General features: G+C 54.6%; 9 protein-coding genes. 5 read left to right on the top strand and 4 right to left on the bottom strand.

All coding sequences use genetic code 11. The annotated features are described in order from the left end of the window. Nucleotides 1-73: 73 nt before the first annotated feature. The gene (locus GJJ30_RS17965) at nt 74-3,889 is read right to left on the bottom strand and encodes a PVC-type heme-binding CxxCH protein (protein ID WP_154176566.1); all 3,816 of its coding nucleotides are present in this window, start codon (nt 3,887-3,889) and stop codon (nt 74-76) included. Between the two features lie 296 nt (nt 3,890-4,185). Between GJJ30_RS17965 and GJJ30_RS17960 the strand changes: the two genes are divergently transcribed. The 5 genes from GJJ30_RS17960 to GJJ30_RS17940 all read left to right on the top strand — a co-directional run bounded on the left by GJJ30_RS17960 (nt 4,186) and on the right by GJJ30_RS17940 (nt 14,648). After that, nucleotides 4,186-4,806 (top strand): RNA polymerase sigma factor, encoded by a 621-nt coding sequence (locus GJJ30_RS17960; RefSeq protein ID WP_154176565.1) that lies wholly within the window; start codon nt 4,186-4,188, stop codon nt 4,804-4,806. Nucleotides 4,807-4,881: 75 nt separating this feature from the next. Next, complete coding sequence (locus tag GJJ30_RS17955; RefSeq protein WP_154176564.1) at nt 4,882-5,889, top strand: FecR family protein; 1,008 nt, start codon at nt 4,882-4,884, stop codon at nt 5,887-5,889. An 11-nt stretch (nt 5,890-5,900) separates the two neighbouring features. Further along, the gene (locus tag GJJ30_RS17950; protein ID WP_154176563.1) at nt 5,901-9,425 is read left to right on the top strand and encodes a SusC/RagA family TonB-linked outer membrane protein; all 3,525 of its coding nucleotides are present in this window, start codon (nt 5,901-5,903) and stop codon (nt 9,423-9,425) included. Nucleotides 9,426-9,471: 46 nt separating this feature from the next. Beyond that, on the top strand, nt 9,472-10,992 hold the full coding sequence (locus GJJ30_RS17945) for a RagB/SusD family nutrient uptake outer membrane protein (protein ID WP_154176562.1): 1,521 nt from the start codon (nt 9,472-9,474) through the stop codon (nt 10,990-10,992). A gap of 140 nt (nt 10,993-11,132) precedes the next feature. Further along, entirely contained in the window at nt 11,133-14,648 is a 3,516-nt protein-coding gene (locus tag GJJ30_RS17940) for a VCBS repeat-containing protein (protein WP_205880580.1), read from the top strand. 4 nt (nt 14,649-14,652) lie between these two features. Here the strand turns inward: GJJ30_RS17940 and GJJ30_RS17935 are convergent, their stop codons facing one another. The 3 genes from GJJ30_RS17935 to GJJ30_RS17925 all read right to left on the bottom strand — a co-directional run bounded on the left by GJJ30_RS17935 (nt 14,653) and on the right by GJJ30_RS17925 (nt 18,894). Further along, nucleotides 14,653-15,708 (bottom strand): serine hydrolase domain-containing protein, encoded by a 1,056-nt coding sequence (locus tag GJJ30_RS17935; RefSeq protein WP_170299221.1) that lies wholly within the window; start codon nt 15,706-15,708, stop codon nt 14,653-14,655. Between the two features lie 172 nt (nt 15,709-15,880). Then, the gene (locus GJJ30_RS17930; protein ID WP_154176664.1) at nt 15,881-18,472 is read right to left on the bottom strand and encodes an ABC transporter permease; all 2,592 of its coding nucleotides are present in this window, start codon (nt 18,470-18,472) and stop codon (nt 15,881-15,883) included. Nucleotides 18,473-18,567: 95 nt separating this feature from the next. Continuing rightward, nucleotides 18,568-18,894: a PadR family transcriptional regulator gene (locus GJJ30_RS17925; RefSeq protein ID WP_154176559.1), complete on the bottom strand. Its 327-nt coding sequence runs from the start codon at nt 18,892-18,894 to the stop codon at nt 18,568-18,570. Nucleotides 18,895-19,142 lie beyond the last annotated feature (248 nt).

Genomic DNA, 19,142 nt, shown 5'->3' with positions numbered 1-19,142 from the left:
GAAGGGTAAACCGTTCACGAAAAACCGGGTGCTGAACCCTGAACCGTCAGCACCCGGCGTAGAGAACCGTCGTTTATTTGCGAGCCTGTTTCACCGGCCCCGTGGTGCGCAGAAAAGCCACCAGATCAATCACTTCATCTTCCGTCAGGGCGTCGAGCAAACCGGTCGGCATCATGGAGTTGGGCGTCACCTCTCGCGACTGAATATCCGATTTGTTCAGCACCACGGCATCCTGACCCACCACGCGCAACGTCAGCTGCCGCTCGTTTTCCCCGGCCACATTGCCGGAATACGTTCGGCCGTCGCGGGTGGTCACCACCACCATTTTATAATCATCCTGGATTTCGCCACTCGGGTTGAGGATGTTACTGAGCAGGTAATCGACATTCGCCCGGTTTGAGCCGGTAATGTCCGGACCAATGCTGCCGCCTTCGCCGTACATCTTGTGACAGGGACCGCAGGTGCGCTGGAAAACCAGTCGGCCTTTCGTGGTATTCGCGCTGAGTAAAGCCCGTTCAGAAAGCAACTTCTGGTAGCGGTTGTACGCTTTTTCGTCAATGCCGTGCTGCTCGATCGGTCCCCAGACTTCGACAAAACCGCTGCCCACCACGCGCAGCAACTGTCGGGCCGCATAGGTCGGCACATCCCGCTTTGGAATCTTGTTGTTTTTCAGCGCCTGGGTCAGTTGCCAGCCGTAGCGGGGTCGTGACGACATCGTTTGAACCACCTGGAGCTTATCGGCCGCGCTGAATTCCGGGTAACGCGCCAGCATCAGTTCACCCAGCGATTCGCGGTCGTACCCGGCAATGGCGCGGATGGTTTCGGTGCGCAGATTCGGTTCGTTCAGCAAAACCGGGAGTTCCGCCAGCAATTCCGGCCGTTGCTGGCTCGCAATGGATTTCAGGGCTTTCAGCCGTTGGTCGAGGGGCGCTTTCCGGTCTTTCAGCGTGGCCAGCGACTTGCGGGCGGTTTCGGTATCGCCAAACTGCTGGGCCACCTGCTGGGCGAGCTGGGCGGTTTTGGGATTCGCTTTTAGTTTGGCGTAAACCGCTTTCCAGTTGGCCGGAGTCGCCAGATCCGAACGGCCTTCCAGCCCGTCGCGCATGCCTTCCAGCAGATTGATCTGATTTTTAGGCTGTTTTCCAAGTGCGGTGATGAGCGTTGGCGTGGCGTCGGCATCGACAACCCGGCGCGCAATAAACCGCGCAACCAGCGGAATCTCACAGCGGTTCGCCAGTTCCAGCGCCCGGCCCGGATTCTGCTTGACGAGCGGTTCCAGGCCGAACCAGATCATTTTAGGTAAATTATGATCGCCTTTGTCTTCGCCGTGGGCCATCAATTCCCCGGCTATTTTCCAGCGTGATTCGGTATCGACGCGTTGCAGGGCAGCCGCCAGGTAAAGCCGCACCACCGCCGACGGATCTTCTTTGGCCATCCGGACAAACTTTTCCTGAGCGGTGGCCGAAGGCGATTTGTCCTCACACAGCAGTTGGACGGCCCAAGCGCGGACGTACGGATCTCTGTCGTCCAGGGCTTTGACGAGCGCGTTGGCGTCAAAACCGCCGGTTACGTGCAGCGCCCACATCGCCCGCAGCCGCCAGTCGGCGTTCGAATTCGTTTCGAACAACTGGCGGAGTTGCGTGTGGGTTTCGCCCGATAATTTACCTTTTACGGCCCGGTTTTGCAGAATGATTCGGGCCCGTCGCGCGTGCCAGTCGCTTTTGCTTACTTGGAGATTGACCAACTGCTGGTCGGTCATTTTGTTCAGATCGGAGTACCGCCCGGTCCAGTTTTCGGCCAGCGAATTTTTCGGCATGATCCGGAAAATCCGACCGGTTTCGCCGTTCAGCACTTCTTTGCCGCAAATGTCGGCGTCGTGCCAGTCGAGCACGTAAAGCCCACCGTCGGGGCCAATTTCCATGCTAAAACCCACCCATTGCGCGTTGTTGGCCTGCAAGAAATCGTCGCCGTGGTGGCCTACAAAACCCGACCCTTTTGGTTCCAGAACGTCCGACAGAATGCCGTGTTCGTGAATATTGGCCATGAAAATCCGCCCCTGCTGCGACTGCGGAAACGCATCGGATTGATAAACCCGCGCTCCGCCGTGCGCCGACCGGTGGCTGTGGTCGGCAATGGTTTTGATGTCTTCGTACACGTACGGATTGAAGTGTTGCCCGCCCTGCCGGTGGTAAATACCGCCGGGAATGACGTGCCAGAGGTGCGGAATGACGCAGGCCGTCATCAAAAGCTGGCCTTTGGCGTCGTAATCAATGCCCCACGGATTGCTGAAACCGTGTGCAACCACCTCAAACCGGTCTTTGATCGGGTGATACCGCCAGACGCCCCCGTTGATGTCCACGCCTTCGCCTTTCAGAATATCTTCGGGAAACGGATCGTTGTGTTTGTAGAGTTTCCCTTTGCCGTCCGGTTTCCGAACTTTCGAGGGCGTCGCAAAACCCTGTAACCCATACAGCCAGCCGTCGGGGCCCCAGTGCAGGCTGTTCAGCGTTTCGTGCCGGTCGCGGATACCCCAGCCCGTCAGCCGGACTTCGATATCTTTCACATCCGCCCGATCGTCGCCGTTGCGATCCGGCACGAACAAAAGGTTCGGTGGTGCGCCCAGAAACAAGCCGTCGAAACCCACGGCCATCGCCGACGGAAACGGAATGCTGTCCAGAAATACTTTTTTACTGTCGGCCACGCCATCGCCGTTGGTGTCTTCCAGAATCAGAATCCGGCTGTTACCGGCTTTGGAAAAACCGTATCCGCGCGATTCGTAATCCCGGTTTTCGGCCACCCACAACCGGCCGCGATCGTCCCAGCAAAACGCCATTGGCTGCGTCATCATCGGTTCCGACGCCCAGACGTTGGCCTTGTAACCGTCCTTCATCGTCATGCTTTCAACGGCCGCCTGTGGCGTCAAAAATTTCGCTTCCAGGCCTTCTTTCTGCGCAATTCCCCAAAGCTGCGAGGTGGAGTTGACGCCACTGAAATTGCTCCAGGTCTTGGTCAGTTCCACGTCGTTCAGGTCGCCGGTGTAAACAACTACCTGATGGCGAATGGTTTCCGTATCGCCTTTCTCAATTTTCCAGTCGCCGTTCCGCGCCCGCGCCGGACCAATGCCCATCTGATTATCGACCCGCCAGGTCTGGGGATAGCCTTTGTTTTCGGGATGGTCGAAAATGGCAATGTGCGCCAGATCGTTCCGGCCTTCCACCTGCAAACCCACGTCGACCCACATGGCGCGCTGGCCTTCCGCTTTTTCGTTGCGTTGCCGGGCCGCGTTGATTACCTCGCCCTTCATGCCTTCTTTCCAGGGCATCCGCACAAAGAGCCCGCCGTAATCGTATTTCCCGATCGTGACGTCGGTCTGGGCTTTGCCTTTCCATTCCAGATCGAGCAAATATTTCCCCTGTTGTTCGCGCATTGACCAGTTCTGGGTTTCGGTCAAAACCGCATTGCCTTTTTCGTCGAGTAAATCGTAAACCGTTTGCCATTTCACCTCCGTACCGCTGGCTTTCACCACTTTGGCCGAAACCCGGCGCCAGTAGTCGCCTTGCGGATGGTGGAAATAATCCCGGCCGTTGACGCGGGTATATCCCCAGTAAATACCAGTCTGGTGCTTGTGGTGGCCGGGGCTGTATTCGGTCAGAATGCCCTTGCCGTCGGGGGCAACGATGGGGTGGAGGTAAGGCCGGAAATCCGCCTTCGCATTCTGGGTAACAATGGGCGCTTTGCCATTCAGCCGGAAAATGGAAATGGTACCGGTCTGGAGGTCCTGTTTAATTTGCAGCGGTTTTTCCGTGCCGGGCGGTTTTTGATTCGGGCGCTGAAAAACACTGGCGGTACAAATAATCAGCAGACTCAGGAAAAGAAGAATGGATTTCATAGTGGTCTAGGAATAAGCCCCCAATTTAATACTAAAGCTTCTGAAATAAAGTAAATACTGGCAGAGAATGGATTTAGGCTCGTTTTGACGGTCCGCGTTGAAGACCGGAACGTGGTTTTTTTCGCCATTTTTCCGTGGCAGTAATTAAGCGACAGGAAGATTATTTATGGAGAATTGTTGATATATTGCGCTTAAAGAGAATTTTTTATTGGAATCGTACGGTTTTAATCCCTACTTTAGCTAATTGATAAGTCGCTTTCTAACCGATTAACCGAAATTCGTCAAAAGGTCAGTTCATGCATATCCGAAAATTACCCGTTCGGTTGAGCCAAGACGCTGAAAAAGAAATTGCCCTGCGATTGAAAGCGGGCGATGAGACTGCTTTTGAGGAAATTTTTTACCGGTATTATAAGCATTTGATGGCCATCGGAATGCGGTTTCTGAAAAATCCCGATCTGGCCGAGGATGCGGTTCAGGATATTTTTCTCAAACTCTGGGACCACCGCGATAATATCAACGAAACCTGCTCCATCAAGAATTTCCTGTCGATTTCGATGAAAAACCATGTGCTGAACGTGATTCGCAATCACCATCAGTCCATCTGGGAGTACCTGTCGGCCGAAATCGAAGAGCTCAACGGCGCCGAAACGACCGATCATACCTTTCAATTTCAGGAATACAGTGCCATTCTGGAGCAGGGCCTGCAGCACCTGACGCCCCAGCGCGAAAAAGTGTTCCGGCTGCGGGTGTTCAGCGGGTTGGACAATGAACAGGTGGCCCGGCAGCTATCGGTTTCGGTCAACACCGTTAAAGTCCAGTTTTCGCAGGCCACCAAATTTCTGAAAGACTACCTCAGCAAACACGCGGATTTGGAGGGTATTCTCCCCGGTTTGATTTTTTTTCTGCTTTCCCGCTAATTTTTTCTTTGACGAGTAATACTATTGGTTCGCAAATGTGTATCCAGTTAAGAAGCGTTTTCCCTAAACTCTTTAATGGATACACCACTTCTACAGAAATATTTACGGAACGAATGTACCCCGGACGAAGCCCGGGCGGTATTGCTGTATCTGGCTACGGCCGATGGGCAGCAGCAGTTGCAGCAACTGCTCGATGCTGACCTGACCGAACCGACCGAACTTCCGCTCGATGCGACCGAACGGCTGGATGCCCAGCGACTTTTCAACCGAATCCAATCCGGCAAAAAAAATCCCTCTGATTTACAGGTCACTGAAGCGCGCACCAATCGGCCCATTCGACGGATCGGGCAGCGATGGGGCTGGCTGGCTGCGGCCGCTATTAGTGCGGTTTTACTGGCTGTTGGCTCGCTGTTGTTCTACCAGCGCTCCATTGTTTCCGAACCGATCTCGCTGCATACCGGTTTTGGCCAGACCCGCCGGATTGTCCTTCCCGACCAGTCTGTCGTAACCATGAACGGCAACACCACCATTCGGTACATGCAGGAATGGCAGACCGAAACGCCCCGCGAAGTGTGGGTGGAAGGGGAAGCGTTCTTCGAAGTGGTTCATACCCAAAATCACCAGCGGTTTCAGGTGCATCTTCCCGGCCAGATGAACGTCGAGGTGCTCGGAACGCGCTTTAATGTCTACACCCGCAAATCGAAGACGAAGGTGGTGCTGAACGAAGGCCACATTCAGATGCGGGTTGCCAACAGCCCCACCAATCACCTGGATATGAAACCGGGCGAGATGTTCTACGCCGATACCCAGACAAATGCCTTTTACAAGAAAACCGTCAATGCGGTGGCGCACTCGTCCTGGCGCATGAATAAGCTGATTTTTGAAGGCACGACCCTGGCCGAAATTGCGCAGCTGCTCAAGGAAACCTACGGACTGGACGTCGAGATCCGGGATCGGGAGCTGCAGCAACAGAAGATTTCCGGAACCATTCCCGGCAAGGATGCCGACACGATTCTGAAAGGTCTTTCCGGCCTTTTTGACCTGAAAATTACCCGAAAAGCGAATCATATTGTTATTGAATAAACCATCTGCGCATGAAAAAAATACTTTTATTTCTGTGGGGAGTAATACTGGTCGGAACCATCCCGACAAACGCTCAACTGATTGCATCGAACGGACATCGAATCAAGCTGCAGGAGAAAGATCTGGCTGCGCCGGTCGTAACGCTCAAAGCGGCTTTGTCGGAACTGGAAAAACAATACCGGGTGTCGTTCATTTACCGGACGGATCTGGTCGATACGAAAGTGGTTCTGACCGGCCACCGGGATCGCACGGTGGAAGAAGCCCTGACCAACCTGCTGTCGGACAAAGGATTAACATTTGAAAAAATACAGGCAAATTTTTATGTCATCGTGGCGACCAAGGAAAAGGGAACCCGGTTTTTTCGTAAAATAAACCAGATTGAAAAGAAGGCCTTTGAACCCCAGGTGGGCAGCGAGCCGGTTACGTCCGCCGATCTGAACGTCATCAAACTGGAACGGATTGGTTACTCGGTGCTGTCGGCCGATAAACCGATGGACGACATTCGCGGGAAAGTGTCGGGGGCGGGTGGCGACGGTTTGCCGGGTGTCAGCGTCGTCATCAAAGGGTCGACCCGGGGAACGACCACCAACGGCGAGGGCGAATTTTCGATCAATGCGCCGGGCGATGCCACGCTGGTTTTCAGCTTTGTCGGTTTTGCTTCCAAAGAAGTCCCCATCAACGGCCGGACGAACCTGACGGTTACGCTGGTGGAAGACGAGCGCGCGCTGGAAGAAGTCGTGGTCGTGGGTTACGGTACGCAGAAACGGGCGTCGGTAACGGGGGCGGTTTCGTCCGTGACGCCGAAGGACCTGACGGCGTTGCCGGTGATCAGTGCGGAGTCGGCCATGCAGGGCCGCGTTCCGGGGGTTCGGGTGGTGAACAACGGGAGCCCGGGTCAATCGCCGATTGTCCGCATTCGGGGCGTCGGTTCCATCAACTACGCATCGGGTCCGCTGTACGTGATCGACGGGGTTCCGTCGGGTGATCTGAACAACCTCGATCCGAAGGACATCGAGTCGCTGGAAGTGTTGAAAGATGCCAGCGCGGCTGCTATTTACGGTTCCCGGGCCTCAAACGGGGTGGTGATCATTTCGACCAAAAAAGGAACGAAAGACGGCAAACTCCACGTAAATTTCGATACGTATTTTGGAACGCAAACGGCCTGGAAAAAGCTGGATCTGCTGAATACGCAGGAGTATATTCAATACGCAACGGCCTTGCTGGGCAACGCCAAAATTGCCATGCCGGCCCGGTTGAGCAATCTGAATACCCCGATTTACGATGGTGCTTCCCAGACTTTCGCCCAAACCGCTACCGACTGGCAGGATGTGATGCTGCGGACGGCGCCGATTCAGCAACACCAGATTTCGGTATCGGGCGGGAACGCCGTCTCCCGGTTTTTCACCTCGGCGGGGTATTTCGATCAGGAAGGGATTTTGATTGGTACGAACTACAAACGGGGTAATGTCCGGATTAACTCGGACCACCAGATCACCAAGTTTCTGACGTTCGGCCAGACGCTGATGATTTCGTACGATAAAATGCGCGGGGAGCAGGGATTCGGCGGTGGTCGGACGGCCATCATGCAGGCCATCCGGAATTTGCCCTACTGGCCGGTTTCGGACCCGACCAAAGCGGGCGGTTACAGCTCACCGACGGCTGCCGACGGTTCCGATCCCGACAACCCGGTTCGGATTGCCCTCCAGGACAGAAGTTACAACCAGCGCGTTAAACTGCTGGGAACGCTGTTCACGGAAATCAAATTCACCAACTTCCTGAAATACCGGTTTAGCTTTGGCGCGGACATCGTGACGGCGATTGGTACGAACCTGTTCCCGATTTACAACGACGGCTACAAAAGCCGGACGCAGGACAATATTCAGGACAACCGGACGTCCTATTATTCTCCGATCCTGACCAACCAGCTGACGTATGACCAAACGTTTGGCAAGCATTACATCAATGCGACGGTTGTTGCGGAGAAGCAGACCTTCCGGAGTTCGAGCCTGAACGGGAACGGTTTTCGGCCCAACAACGACATCGACGTTCTGCAGGGGATTTCCAACCCCGGCGTAACGAGCAGCAAGGACGAAAGCGCGCTGATTTCGTACATCGGCCGGGTCAATTATGAGTTCGCCGGTAAATACCTGATCAGTGGGTCGGTTCGCCGGGATGGTTCGTCGCGGTTTGCGCCGGGCAATAAATGGGGAACCTTCCCATCGGCATCCGTGGGCTGGCGGGTTAGCGAAGAATCGTTCATGAAGTCGGTGCCTAACCTGTCGGAACTGAAAATCCGGGGTAGCATCGGGCAAACCGGTTTCAACGGAATCGGCAGTTACGCCTGGCAATCGCTGATTTCGGCGGACAACACCAACTACGTCTTTGGAGCCAACAAAGTGCTGGGTTCCTATTTTGCCTCCCTGGGCAATACGGCCCTGAAGTGGGAAACGACCACGATGTCGAACGTGGGCGTCGATCTGGGACTGTTCAGCAACAAACTAACCTTCACGGCGGAAGTTTATAACCGCAAAACCGATGGTCTGCTGCTGAATGTGCCAATTCCGAACTCGATTGGATACGCTTCTCCGCCCCTGGCCAACATCGGTAGCATGAAAAACTGGGGGTATGAATTTCAGGCCGGTTACAGCCACAACGAAGGTGATTTCCGCTGGAATCTGTCGGCCAACATGGACATTACGCGCAACAAGGTTACCAGCCTGGCTACGCCAAGCGCCACGCTCTACTCTGGTCTGAATCAGGACTTTGGCGGTTTTGATATCACGAAAACCGAAGCCGGACAGGCCATTCAGTCGTTCTACGGCTGGCAGGTGGAAGGAATTTACCAGTCGCTCGACGATGTGTTCAACAGCCCACGGGCGCAAAACCGGGCTGAAACGCGGGAAGCCCATGATCCGACCAAGAATACCTCACCGGGTGATATCAAGTTCAAAGACGTCAACGGCGATGGCAAGATCACCGATGCTGACCGGACGTATCTCGGCAGTTACATTCCGAAGTTCAGCTACGGCGTCAATTTCAGCGCCAACTACAAAAACTTCGACGTAACGGTATATCTGCAAGGTGTTTACGGGAATAAAATTTACAACGGAACGAAGGTAATTGAAGAAGGAATGCTGCGGTTATTCAATGCGGGCAAAGGCGTATTGAATGCCTGGACGCCGACGAATACCGGTACCGATGTGCCCCGCGCCGTCAGTGGCGACCCAAACAATAACAGCCGTACGTCCGATCGTTTTATCGAAGATGGTTCGTACATGCGGGTGAAAAACTTCACCATTGGCTACAACATTCCGGCGCCGGTTCTGGGCAAATTTACCCGGAACACGCTGACGAAGGCCCGGCTGTATGTTTCATCGACCAACCTGCTGACTTTCACGAAATACACCGGCCTCGATCCGGAAATTGGTATCAACGGAACGGCGGGTGATAACACCAAGTTGTTGACGAACGGAATCGATTATGGTCAGTATCCACAACCCCGGACGCTCCTGATCGGCTTGAATATCGGCTTCTGATGCGCAGAACCGGCGATGTTTCAACAGTATTAAACGAAAGATTCCAATGAAAAATAAATTTCTGTTATCCGGGATACTCTTTCTGGGCCTGGTGGTAGGATGTCAGGAAAGTGATCTGGACAAATTGAACCCCAACGGTGTCACCGTCGATACATTTTACAAAAACGGAGCGGAATTGACGAGCGCCGTCAATGCGGTTTACGCTATGGCGAAATCCAATCCGCTCACCTCGCGGGAGTGGTTTTTCCTTCAGGACCTGCGCAGCGACGATGCAGCCGCGGGCGGTGGGCAACTCGAAACACCCCGCAACCAGTTATTGCTCGGGAGCCACGACAGCGGTAACTCCGTGATGGGAGCCGTGTGGCGGGGATTTTACGAATTAATTCACCGGGCGAACGTCGTGCTGGACCTGTCGGGAAAAGTGTCCGACATTCCGGCGGCTGATAAGGCCCGGTTACTGGCCGAAGCCCGTTTTCTGCGCGCCTGGTCGTATTTTGATCTGGTGACAATGTGGGGCGGTGTTCCCCTGTACAAAACCTACGTCACGGCGGTGGAAGGTTCATTGCCCCGTTCGTCGGAAAAAGAAGTTTATGATTTTATTGTTGCCGACCTGAAAGCGGCACAGGAAGCTTTGCCTGCAACCTATGATGCGAATAATCTGGGTCGCGCCACCAAAGGAGCGGCCCAGATGCTACTTGCCCGGGTTTATTTGCAACAGGCGGATTATACGAATGCCAAAACCGAGCTGCAGAAGGTGATTTCATCGGGTACTTACAGTCTGGTGGATGAGTATTCGGACAACTTCATCGAAGAAACCGAATTCAACAAAGAGTCGATCTGGGAAATTAATTTTTATCCATCCGGAGGTAACTACAACTGGGATGGCGATGGCAACGGTGCCACGGCCGGAACCGAAACCGTGCGGACGCAGGAGTATTCGGGCATCGGCTGGCGGAACGTAATTCCGTCCAACGGCCTGCTGAATGAATTCGAAAAAGGCGATCCCCGGTTTGCCAAGTCGTTTTATTCAACGGGTGACAAATACAATCTCGACAAAAACGTGCTGACGGATGCGGCCCAGAACGGCAACTCGTCGGTCGTGGACGGAAAAACCATCAAGATCAGCTGGCGGAAATTCTCGCTGATGTACAAAACCGATCAGACGTTCCTGACCGGCGGTATCAACCAGCGGATCATGCGCTACGCTGAAACGCTGCTGTCAATGGCCGAAGTAGAGAACGAAATCGGAACCACCGCCGAAGCCGTGAAATACCTCAACATGGTTCGCGCCCGCAAGAGTGTGGCCATGCCCGCGTACCCGACGGCTGCTTACCCCGTTGGCACGAAAGATCAGGTATTTGCCGCCATCATGCACGAACGTCGCGTGGAGCTGAGCGGGGAACAAGTCCGGAACCGCGACATCCTGCGCTGGCGGAAAGCCGGTAAATTGAAAGCCGAGCCGTTTGCCTATTTCCAGAAAAGCAAGCACGAATTGCTGCCGATTCCGCAGCAGGAAGTGGATAACAACCCGAAAATTGAGCCAGCCGATCAGAATCCGGGCTATTAATTTCGGACGAATGTCTTAAAAGTTAAGCGAGGAGCAACGGTAGGACACCGTCGGCTCCTCGCTTTATTCATTTTCAGCAACCGGTTTTGCCAGTGAAATCCATGCGTTTTTCCTCTTTTTTATACGGGATCATTGCAAGTATGGCAGTTTTCTGCATGGCTTGCCAGCAGTCGGAACCGACTCTTTTTGAGCAACTTCCGGGTGAAAAAACCGGTATTACTTTTGCCAATACCCTCAAGCAAACCGATCCGCTCAATGCGTTCACGTTCACTAATTTCTACAACGGCGGGGGCGTCGGAATCGGTGATGTAAATAACGACGGACGACCGGACGTTTTTTTCGGCGGCAATCAGGTCAGTTGCCGCCTGTACCTCAACCGCATTGACCCGGCGACGCACGAATGGAAATTTGAAGATGTTACCGAAGTGGCCGGTTTGACAACCAATCGCTGGTGTACGGGCGTATCGATGGCCGATGTCAACGGCGATGGCTGGCTGGATATTTACGTGAGCGTGGCCAAACACACGGCGTTGCTGCAGTCCGAAAACTTGCTGTTTATCAACCAGGGAAGCAAAACCGACAAACCGGTTTTCAAGGAAATGGCGGCCGAGTACGGGTTGGCGGATGCGTCGTTTACCACCCAAACCGCCTTTTTTGATTACGATCTCGACGGCGATCTCGACGCTTACCTGCTCAATACCGGCCCCGATCTGCAAAATCCGAATTATTTGCGGGCCACCATCAACGACGGTTCGTATCCCAGCACCGGCAAACTTTACCGGAACGAAGGCAATGGGCCGCAGGGCCACCCGGTTTTCAAAGATGTTTCCCGGCAGGCCGGAATTGTCTACGAAGGGCTCGGGCTGGGTCTGGCGATCAGCGACCTCAACAAAGACGGCTACCCCGATATTTACTGCTCCAACGACTTCATCAGCAGTGATATTCTCTATTTGAATAACGGGAAGAGCAACCCGGCAAACCCCACGTTTACCAACGTCATCCGGCAGTCGACGGCGCACACCAGCTTGTACGGCATGGGGCTCGATGTCGCCGATTTCAACAACGACGGTTGGGCCGATATTTTCCAGCTCGACATGTTACCGGAGGAAAATGCGCGGCAGAAAAAGATGCTGGCCGGACAGGACTACGACCGCAAGGAACTCAGTATTTCCGAACCGTATCGCTACCAGATGCAGTACATGCGCAATTCGCTGCAACTGAATTTGGGCGTGGGGCAGGGGGGGGGGGGGGGGGGGGCAGGGGCCACACCCCCCCCCCCCCCCCCCCCCCCCCTCCCCCCCCCCCCCCCCCTGCCCCATACCCCTTTCCCCTCTGCTCCATCCCCCCTGCCCCATACCCCTTCCCCTCTGCCCGCTGCCGTCCCCCCGCTTTTCAGCGAAATCGGACTGCTGGCGGGGGTGGCGAAAACCGACTGGAGCTGGGCCGCGCTGATGGCGGATTACGACAACGACGGACGGAAGGATTTGTACATCACGAATGGCTACCGCCGGGATGTGACCGACCGCGATTTTATCTCGTTCACCGAAGAGTTTTCCGGTTTTGGAACGACGGAGTTTCAGAAGGAAAAGCGCGAGGAACTGATCCAGAAAGTGCCGGAGGTGCGGGTCCCGAATTATGCCTATCGCAACGCGGGCGATCTGGCATTTACCGATGTTTCGAAGAGTTGGGGGCTGGACAACCTGTCGTATTCCAACGGCGCGGCTTATGGCGACCTGGACGGCGACGGCGATCTGGATCTGGTCGTCAATACGGTTGATTCCGAAGCACTGGTGTACCAAAATCGGGCGCAGGAACTGAAACCGGCGCATTACCTGGCCGTCAGGCTGGAAGGAAGCGCGGGAAACCGGCAGGGAATCGGCGGTAAAGTGACGTTGTGGACGAAGGGACAAATGCAGTATGCCGAGGTTTCGGTGGTGCACGGTTTTCAGTCGTCGGTCGAGCCGGTATTGCATTTTGGGCTGGGCCAGTTGGCGGTTATTGATTCGTTGCTGGTGGAATGGCCGGGCGGTTTGTCGGAAAAACAGTACCGGATCAAGGCTGATCAGCGCCTGACACTGCATTTTGACCCGGCGAAAAAGAACGAAAACCGCCCCGCACCTGCGCCCAAAAAGCCGCTGTTTGCCAATGTTACCAGCCAGGTTTCGCCGGATTTTCAGCACCGCTGGTCGGATTTTGTGGATTTCAAGCAAACGGCGGCTTTGCACAAAATGCTGTCGCGCAGCGGTTTTGCGCTGGCTTCCGGGGATGTCAACGGCGACGGCCTGGACGATTGCTTTGTCGGGGGAACCTACCGGGGCAGCGAAGCCTGTTTCCTGATTCGAAATTCGACGGGCGGTTTTACCAAAAAACCGTTCCCGATTCACACTGGTCACGACGATACGGCGGCTTTGCTGTTCGATGCGGATGGCGATAAGGACCTGGATTTGTACATCGTTGCCGGTGGAGCGCAGCGACCCGCTTCGGAAAAAGCATTTTACCAGGACCAGTTGTATCTGAACAACGGCCGGGGTGATTTCACGGAGGCTTCGCCAAACGCCTTGCCGGATGTATCGGGCAGCGGTTCCTGCGTCATCGCGGCTGATTACGACCGCGACGGCGATCTGGATCTGTTTGTCGGCGGTCGGCAGATTCCCGGTCAATACCCGCTTCCCACTCGCAGCTATCTACTGCGCAACGACACAAAGAGCGGCCAGACCCGGTTTACGGACGTAACTGCCCAACTCTGCCCGCCGTTGCTGAATGCCGGTCTGGTCTGCACCGCCCTCTGGACCGACACCAACAACGACAAGTGGCCCGACCTCCTTCTCGCCGGCGAGTGGATGCCGCTAACACTCCTGCAAAACACCAGCGGCAAGCAGCCTTCCAACCGTTTATTCACTCATTCGCTCATTCGCTCATTCACTCACTCCGAAGGTTGGTGGAACACGCTGGCGCAGGGCGATTTTGACAACGACGGCGATCTGGATTACATCGCCGGAAATGAGGGGTTGAACACCTTGTACCGGGCGTCGGAGCAGGAACCGATCAGGATTATTGCGAAAGACTTCAACAAGGACGGCACGTTCGATCCGTTGATGGGGTATTTCATCAAAGGGGTTCGGTATCCGGCCATTCCCCGCGACGCCCTGAACCAGCAGGTCATTCAGTTTCGGCGAAAATACCAGCGTTACGCCGATTACGCCAAGGTTACCTTTGACGAATTGCTGTCCAAAGACGACCTCGACGGGGCGTATCAGGCGGAGGCCACGTACCTGCAAAGTGCCTACATCGAGAATCTCGGCAACGGCGAATTCCGAATGACGCCCCTGCCCCGGATGGCGCAGCAATCACCGGTTTTTGAAATCATTCCGCAGGACGTCAACCACGATGGAAAGCTGGATGCGGTTTTGACCGGTAATTTTTACCCGAACGAAGTCAACATGGGGCGGCAGGATGCTTCGTTCGGGTTGGTGTTGCTGGGCGACGGTCATGGTCATTTCAAACCGCTGCTGCCGCGCGAAAGCGGTTTTCTGGTGAATGGCGACGCCCGGAGATCGGTGGTGGTTTCCGGCAGAAGCGTTGAACCATTGGTCGTTACGGCGGTCAACGGGCAGGGCTTGCAGTTCAACCGGTTTTTGAAACCGCAGCAACGCTGACGGTTTATTTTTCAATACTATTGCGGATCATTTCCCGAATCTTCAGGCTGGTGACGGCGCTCTGCCGGGTGGTGGTGCGGGTGAAAATAATGCCAGCCACCTGATTTTTGGAGTCCTGCCAGGGATGCGCCCCGAACAAGCCCGGACTGCTGCTTTCCAGCACCTTGCCGGACGCGTCCACGACATCGAGCCAGTTGCCGATTCCGTACCGAACGCTGGCGACGGGATTTTTGGAATAGGGGTTGGCCGGATACGGCGTTGCCTGAATCGTTGCCCCGCCGGTTTGGTCCCGGAGCATTTCCGAAACGGACTGCTCGCTCAGGACGCGATTACCGCGAAATACACCTTTCGAAACGATCATTTCCAGAAAATTCAGGTAGTCGCGGGCGCTGGTCCAGGCACCACCGGCAATCAGCGGATTGCGGAGATTGACCAGCAAATAGGTGGCGCGTAAGTCGCAGGGAACCGCAATCTTTTCGTTGAAGAGCACCTGCCACGACTTTCCGGAAACCAGTTCGGCAATGCGCCCGGCCACGTGCATACTGGCACTACCGTACCGAAAAACCGTACCGGGTGGATTGGCTAGTTGGGTATGAACCGCAATCGAGTCGACGGCCTGCGCCAGTGTCAAATCGCGCCGGTATTCGTATTTTTCGGGGGAGTCGCCCGGAAAACCGGCCGTATGCGAAAACAGTTGCCGGATGGTGATATTTCCCTTGCCGTATCGGGTAAAAAGCGGCAGAAACTTGCCGACAGTGTCCGACAATGCCAGTTTCTTCTCATCGACCAGCGCCAGGATCACGGCACCGGAAAGCCACTTGGACGCCGAAGCAATGAGCCGTTTTGTATCAATCGTCAGGTTGTGTTCTTTCTGGTAAATCACTTTTCCATTCTGCGAAACCAGCACGGCAATGCTATCCTGATACACGGCAGTATTATTGTCGATAAACCGGTCGACGGACGAGAAATCATAGGAGTTGGAAGAAGGTTCGGGCGCGACGGAATTGGTGCAGCACAGAAAACCCGTCAGCATGAGGAGGATCAGCAGGGCTATTTTCATCGGTTTATGCGATTGAATCAGAAGGCCAGAAACAGTCTCTGGCCGAATGGATACAAAGAAACCGCCCGCTGAAATGAGTAACGGAAAAATCAACGTAAAGCGTCCGGATTCGGCGGTGACCCCACCAATCCGGACGCTCAATGTTTTCATTCGGTTGCGAAAACCGGGTGCTTTACTCCGTTCGCAAACTCTTGACCGGGTTGACCAAAGCCGCCCGAATGGCCTGATAGCTTACCGTTAAGAGCGTGATGAGCAGCGCACCCAAACCGGAGGCCGCAAAAATCCACCACGCAATATCCGAGCGGTAATCGTATTGCTTCAGCCAGCTGTTCATAAAATACCAGGCGAAGGGAACAGCAATCAGGCACGAGATAATTACCAGCACCACGAAGTCCCGGGAAAGCAAGCCCCAGACGTTGAAAACCGACGCGCCCAGCACCTTCCGAACGCCGATTTCTTTGGTGCGCTGTTCGGCCACAAACGACGCCAGCCCGAATAATCCCAGACAACTGATGAAGATCGCGAAAACGGCGAAGAACGTAGCGAGGTTGCCGATGCGCTCTTCGTCGGAAAACTTGCGGGCGTATTCGTCGTCGGAGAATTTGTACTCGAACGGACTGCCGGGGTTGAATTTTTTGAAAACCGGTTCCATTTTGTCCAGGGCATCGCGGACGGACAGCGCGGGGTTGGTTCGCACAATAATCATATTCAGCCACCCGTAATCCACCAGAAAGATGGTCGGAACCGTGGGTTGAAACGGCGAATCCATGACCATGTCTTTGACAACGCCCGTAACGACGTGATCGCGGCCGTTCCAGCGCATGACTTTTCCGACCGGGTCGGCAAAACCGGCGAGTTTCACGGCGGCTTCATTCAAAATAAAGGCGCTGGAATCGGTCGCGAAATCGCGCGAAAAATCCCGGCCCGCCACGATTTTCCAGCCCACGGTTTTTCCAAAATCGTGCGTCACGGCAATGGTGCCAAACAACGGGTCGGTGGTGGGATCTTTGCCTTTCCAGCTGAAACCGCTGTTGTTCGACCAGATCTGCGTCGGCGGGCTGTTGGATTCGGTCATTTCGGCGGCCGCTCCCGACTCGATCAACGCGGCCCGCAATTCGTTGTAATGACTGTTTAATTCCGGCGTATTCATGGCGATCGTAATCAGGCCTTCGCGGCTGTAACCAACCGGGCGGTTTTTGGCGTATTGAATTTGCCGGTAAACGATGATCGTGCCGATGATCAGCGTGATGGAAACCGTAAACTGAATCACCACCATGACCTTGCGGGGCAGCGAAGCAAACCGCCCGGCCCGCATCACGCCTTTCAGCACCTTGATCGGCTTGAAACTGGACAGGTAAAAAGCCGGGTAACTGCCCGAAATAAAACCGGTAAACAGGGTGAAACTGATTGTTAATAACCAGAAAACCGGATGCGTCCACGGGATGTCGATGGCTTTGTCGGCCAGCCGGTTAAAGAAGGAGAGCGAGGCCAAAACCAGCAGCAGGGTGAAGGCCAGCGATACGAAAGCCACCACGATTGATTCGCTCAGGAATTGCCCGATCAGCTGGCTGTGCATCGACCCGACGGCTTTACGAATGCCGACTTCTTTGGCCCGTTTTTCGCTCCGGGCGGTACTGAGATTCATGAAGTTGATGCAGGCCAGCAGCAGCACAAAAACGCCAATGATGCCAAATAGCCAGACAAACTGAATCCGGCCCCCGTCGACCTGGCCGGTCCGGAAATTGCTGTACAGGTGCCAGCGCGCCATCGGATTTAGTGAGGTATACTCGATTTCCTTGATGTGGGGGAGAACGATGTCCTTGATTTTGGCGGAAAGCTGACTCATGTCGACCCGATCGCTGACCTGCACCAACAAATTGCAGCCGTGATTTCGCCAGTCCTTGTCCTGGGTGTTCCACCAGTTGGCGGTATTGTGCCAGGGCAGCACGAAGCGAACGTCACGGAAGGTCGTGTTCGGCGGCAAATCCTGGTAAACGCCCACAATTTTCATATTCGTTTTGTTGTCGACTTTCACCACCTGATTAATGGGGTCCGCATCGCCGAAAAGCGAGGTCGCCACGGATTCCGAAAGCAAAACCGACGACGGATCTTTGAAGGCTTCACGGCTGCCTTTCAGCATCTTGAGGGTCAGCATTTCGGGAAAATCGGGCTGGGCCCAAATCCCCGGCTGGGCAATCTTTTTCTCGCCGACCGCCAGAATGTTCGTGCTGGTCCAGAGCATCGACAGGCGTTTGAAATCGGCTCGATACAGCGTACGGAGCTCTTTTTCAAGCGGGACGACAATGCTGTTGTAGGTTCCGGTTTCGCCGTTGTAGGTCTGGGTGGCCATCACGTAAGCCAGCCGTTCCCGGTTTGGGTGATACGTATCGAACGACACTTCATCCCAGATCCACAAACCAATCAGCATGGCTACGGCCATTCCTGTGGCCAGACCCGCGATGTTGATCACGGAATAAACCTTGTTTTTGAGCAGGGTTCGGAAGGCAATTTTGAAATAATTGAAAAGCATAGCGGGACGGAATAGAAAAGGTGATGGATGCTCAAGCGGTTTTTGTTTTCGAAGGGAAGGACGCACCAGACTCAGCACATCCCGGACGTAGCGGAGCCGGGCTTTGCGGATGCCAATCCGGCTAACCCGCTGCTCGAACAACTCCTCCAGATCGCCCTCCATTTCCTCAACCAGGTAAGCCGGGCAGAATAGGTGTAAAAACCGCATAGCCCAGCGGGGCGGATTTGGTTTCATCATGAACTACGTTTAATTAATAAGTAACAATGAATAATTAATATTGAATGGATTGAAAATCAGTTAATTGTTAATTTTTCATTGTTGATTCCCTCTCAACTCCAGGCGGTATTCGGGATGGAATCCCACATTTGGTTGCGGAGCTGGCGGATTTCTTCCAGCGCCCGACGTCCGGCAAGGGTGACCGAATACAGCCGCTTCCGGCGACCACCGCGTTCCTGCGTGACGCCCCCCACTTTGGAGGTCAGCAGCCCTTTTTCTTCCAGCCGGTGCAGCGCCGAATGAACCGCGCCCAGGTTGACGGAACGCCCCATCTGCTGTTCAATTTCGGTGGTGACAGCCGCGCCGTAAGCGTCGCCGGATCGGATGGCCACGGACAGGAGTACAACTTCCTCAAACTCGCCCAGATAGGTTCCTTTCATTGTTCTAGCAGAATTAGTTGTGTAAATGTATAACAAATGCTTTGCCAAACTGATAATACGGCCTTTCTGAGCGAATTGGGGCGGTTTTTGGTAAAAACCATGTCCGTTTCTGGACAGCTTTTGTACGCTGGTGGACAACGATCCGGCCGGTTTTCAGGAGCCAAAACTGTTGAAACGGTTTGTTTGAACAGCGGTTTTGGACGATTTGAACCCACGATTAAAACCGGTGGGCTGTATAAATTAATCTG

The organism is Larkinella terrae (assembly GCF_009668025.1).
Taxonomy (GTDB): Bacteria; Bacteroidota; Bacteroidia; order Cytophagales; family Spirosomataceae; genus Larkinella; species Larkinella terrae.
This window is presented reverse-complemented; position numbering and strand designations above follow the sequence as displayed.

Coding starts and splice junctions, on each gene's coding strand:
- GJJ30_RS17925 (WP_154176559.1), bottom strand. CDS start 18,894: ATGAAAGGAACCTATCTGGGCGAGTTTGAGGAAGTTGTACTCCTGTCC.
- GJJ30_RS17955 (WP_154176564.1), top strand. CDS start 4,882: ATGGATACACCACTTCTACAGAAATATTTACGGAACGAATGTACCCCG.
- GJJ30_RS17930 (WP_154176664.1), bottom strand. CDS start 18,472: ATGAAACCAAATCCGCCCCGCTGGGCTATGCGGTTTTTACACCTATTC.
- GJJ30_RS17945 (WP_154176562.1), top strand. CDS start 9,472: ATGAAAAATAAATTTCTGTTATCCGGGATACTCTTTCTGGGCCTGGTG.
- GJJ30_RS17965 (WP_154176566.1), bottom strand. CDS start 3,889: ATGAAATCCATTCTTCTTTTCCTGAGTCTGCTGATTATTTGTACCGCC.
- GJJ30_RS17950 (WP_154176563.1), top strand. CDS start 5,901: ATGAAAAAAATACTTTTATTTCTGTGGGGAGTAATACTGGTCGGAACC.
- GJJ30_RS17940 (WP_205880580.1), top strand. CDS start 11,133: ATGGCAGTTTTCTGCATGGCTTGCCAGCAGTCGGAACCGACTCTTTTT.
- GJJ30_RS17960 (WP_154176565.1), top strand. CDS start 4,186: ATGCATATCCGAAAATTACCCGTTCGGTTGAGCCAAGACGCTGAAAAA.
- GJJ30_RS17935 (WP_170299221.1), bottom strand. CDS start 15,708: ATGAAAATAGCCCTGCTGATCCTCCTCATGCTGACGGGTTTTCTGTGC.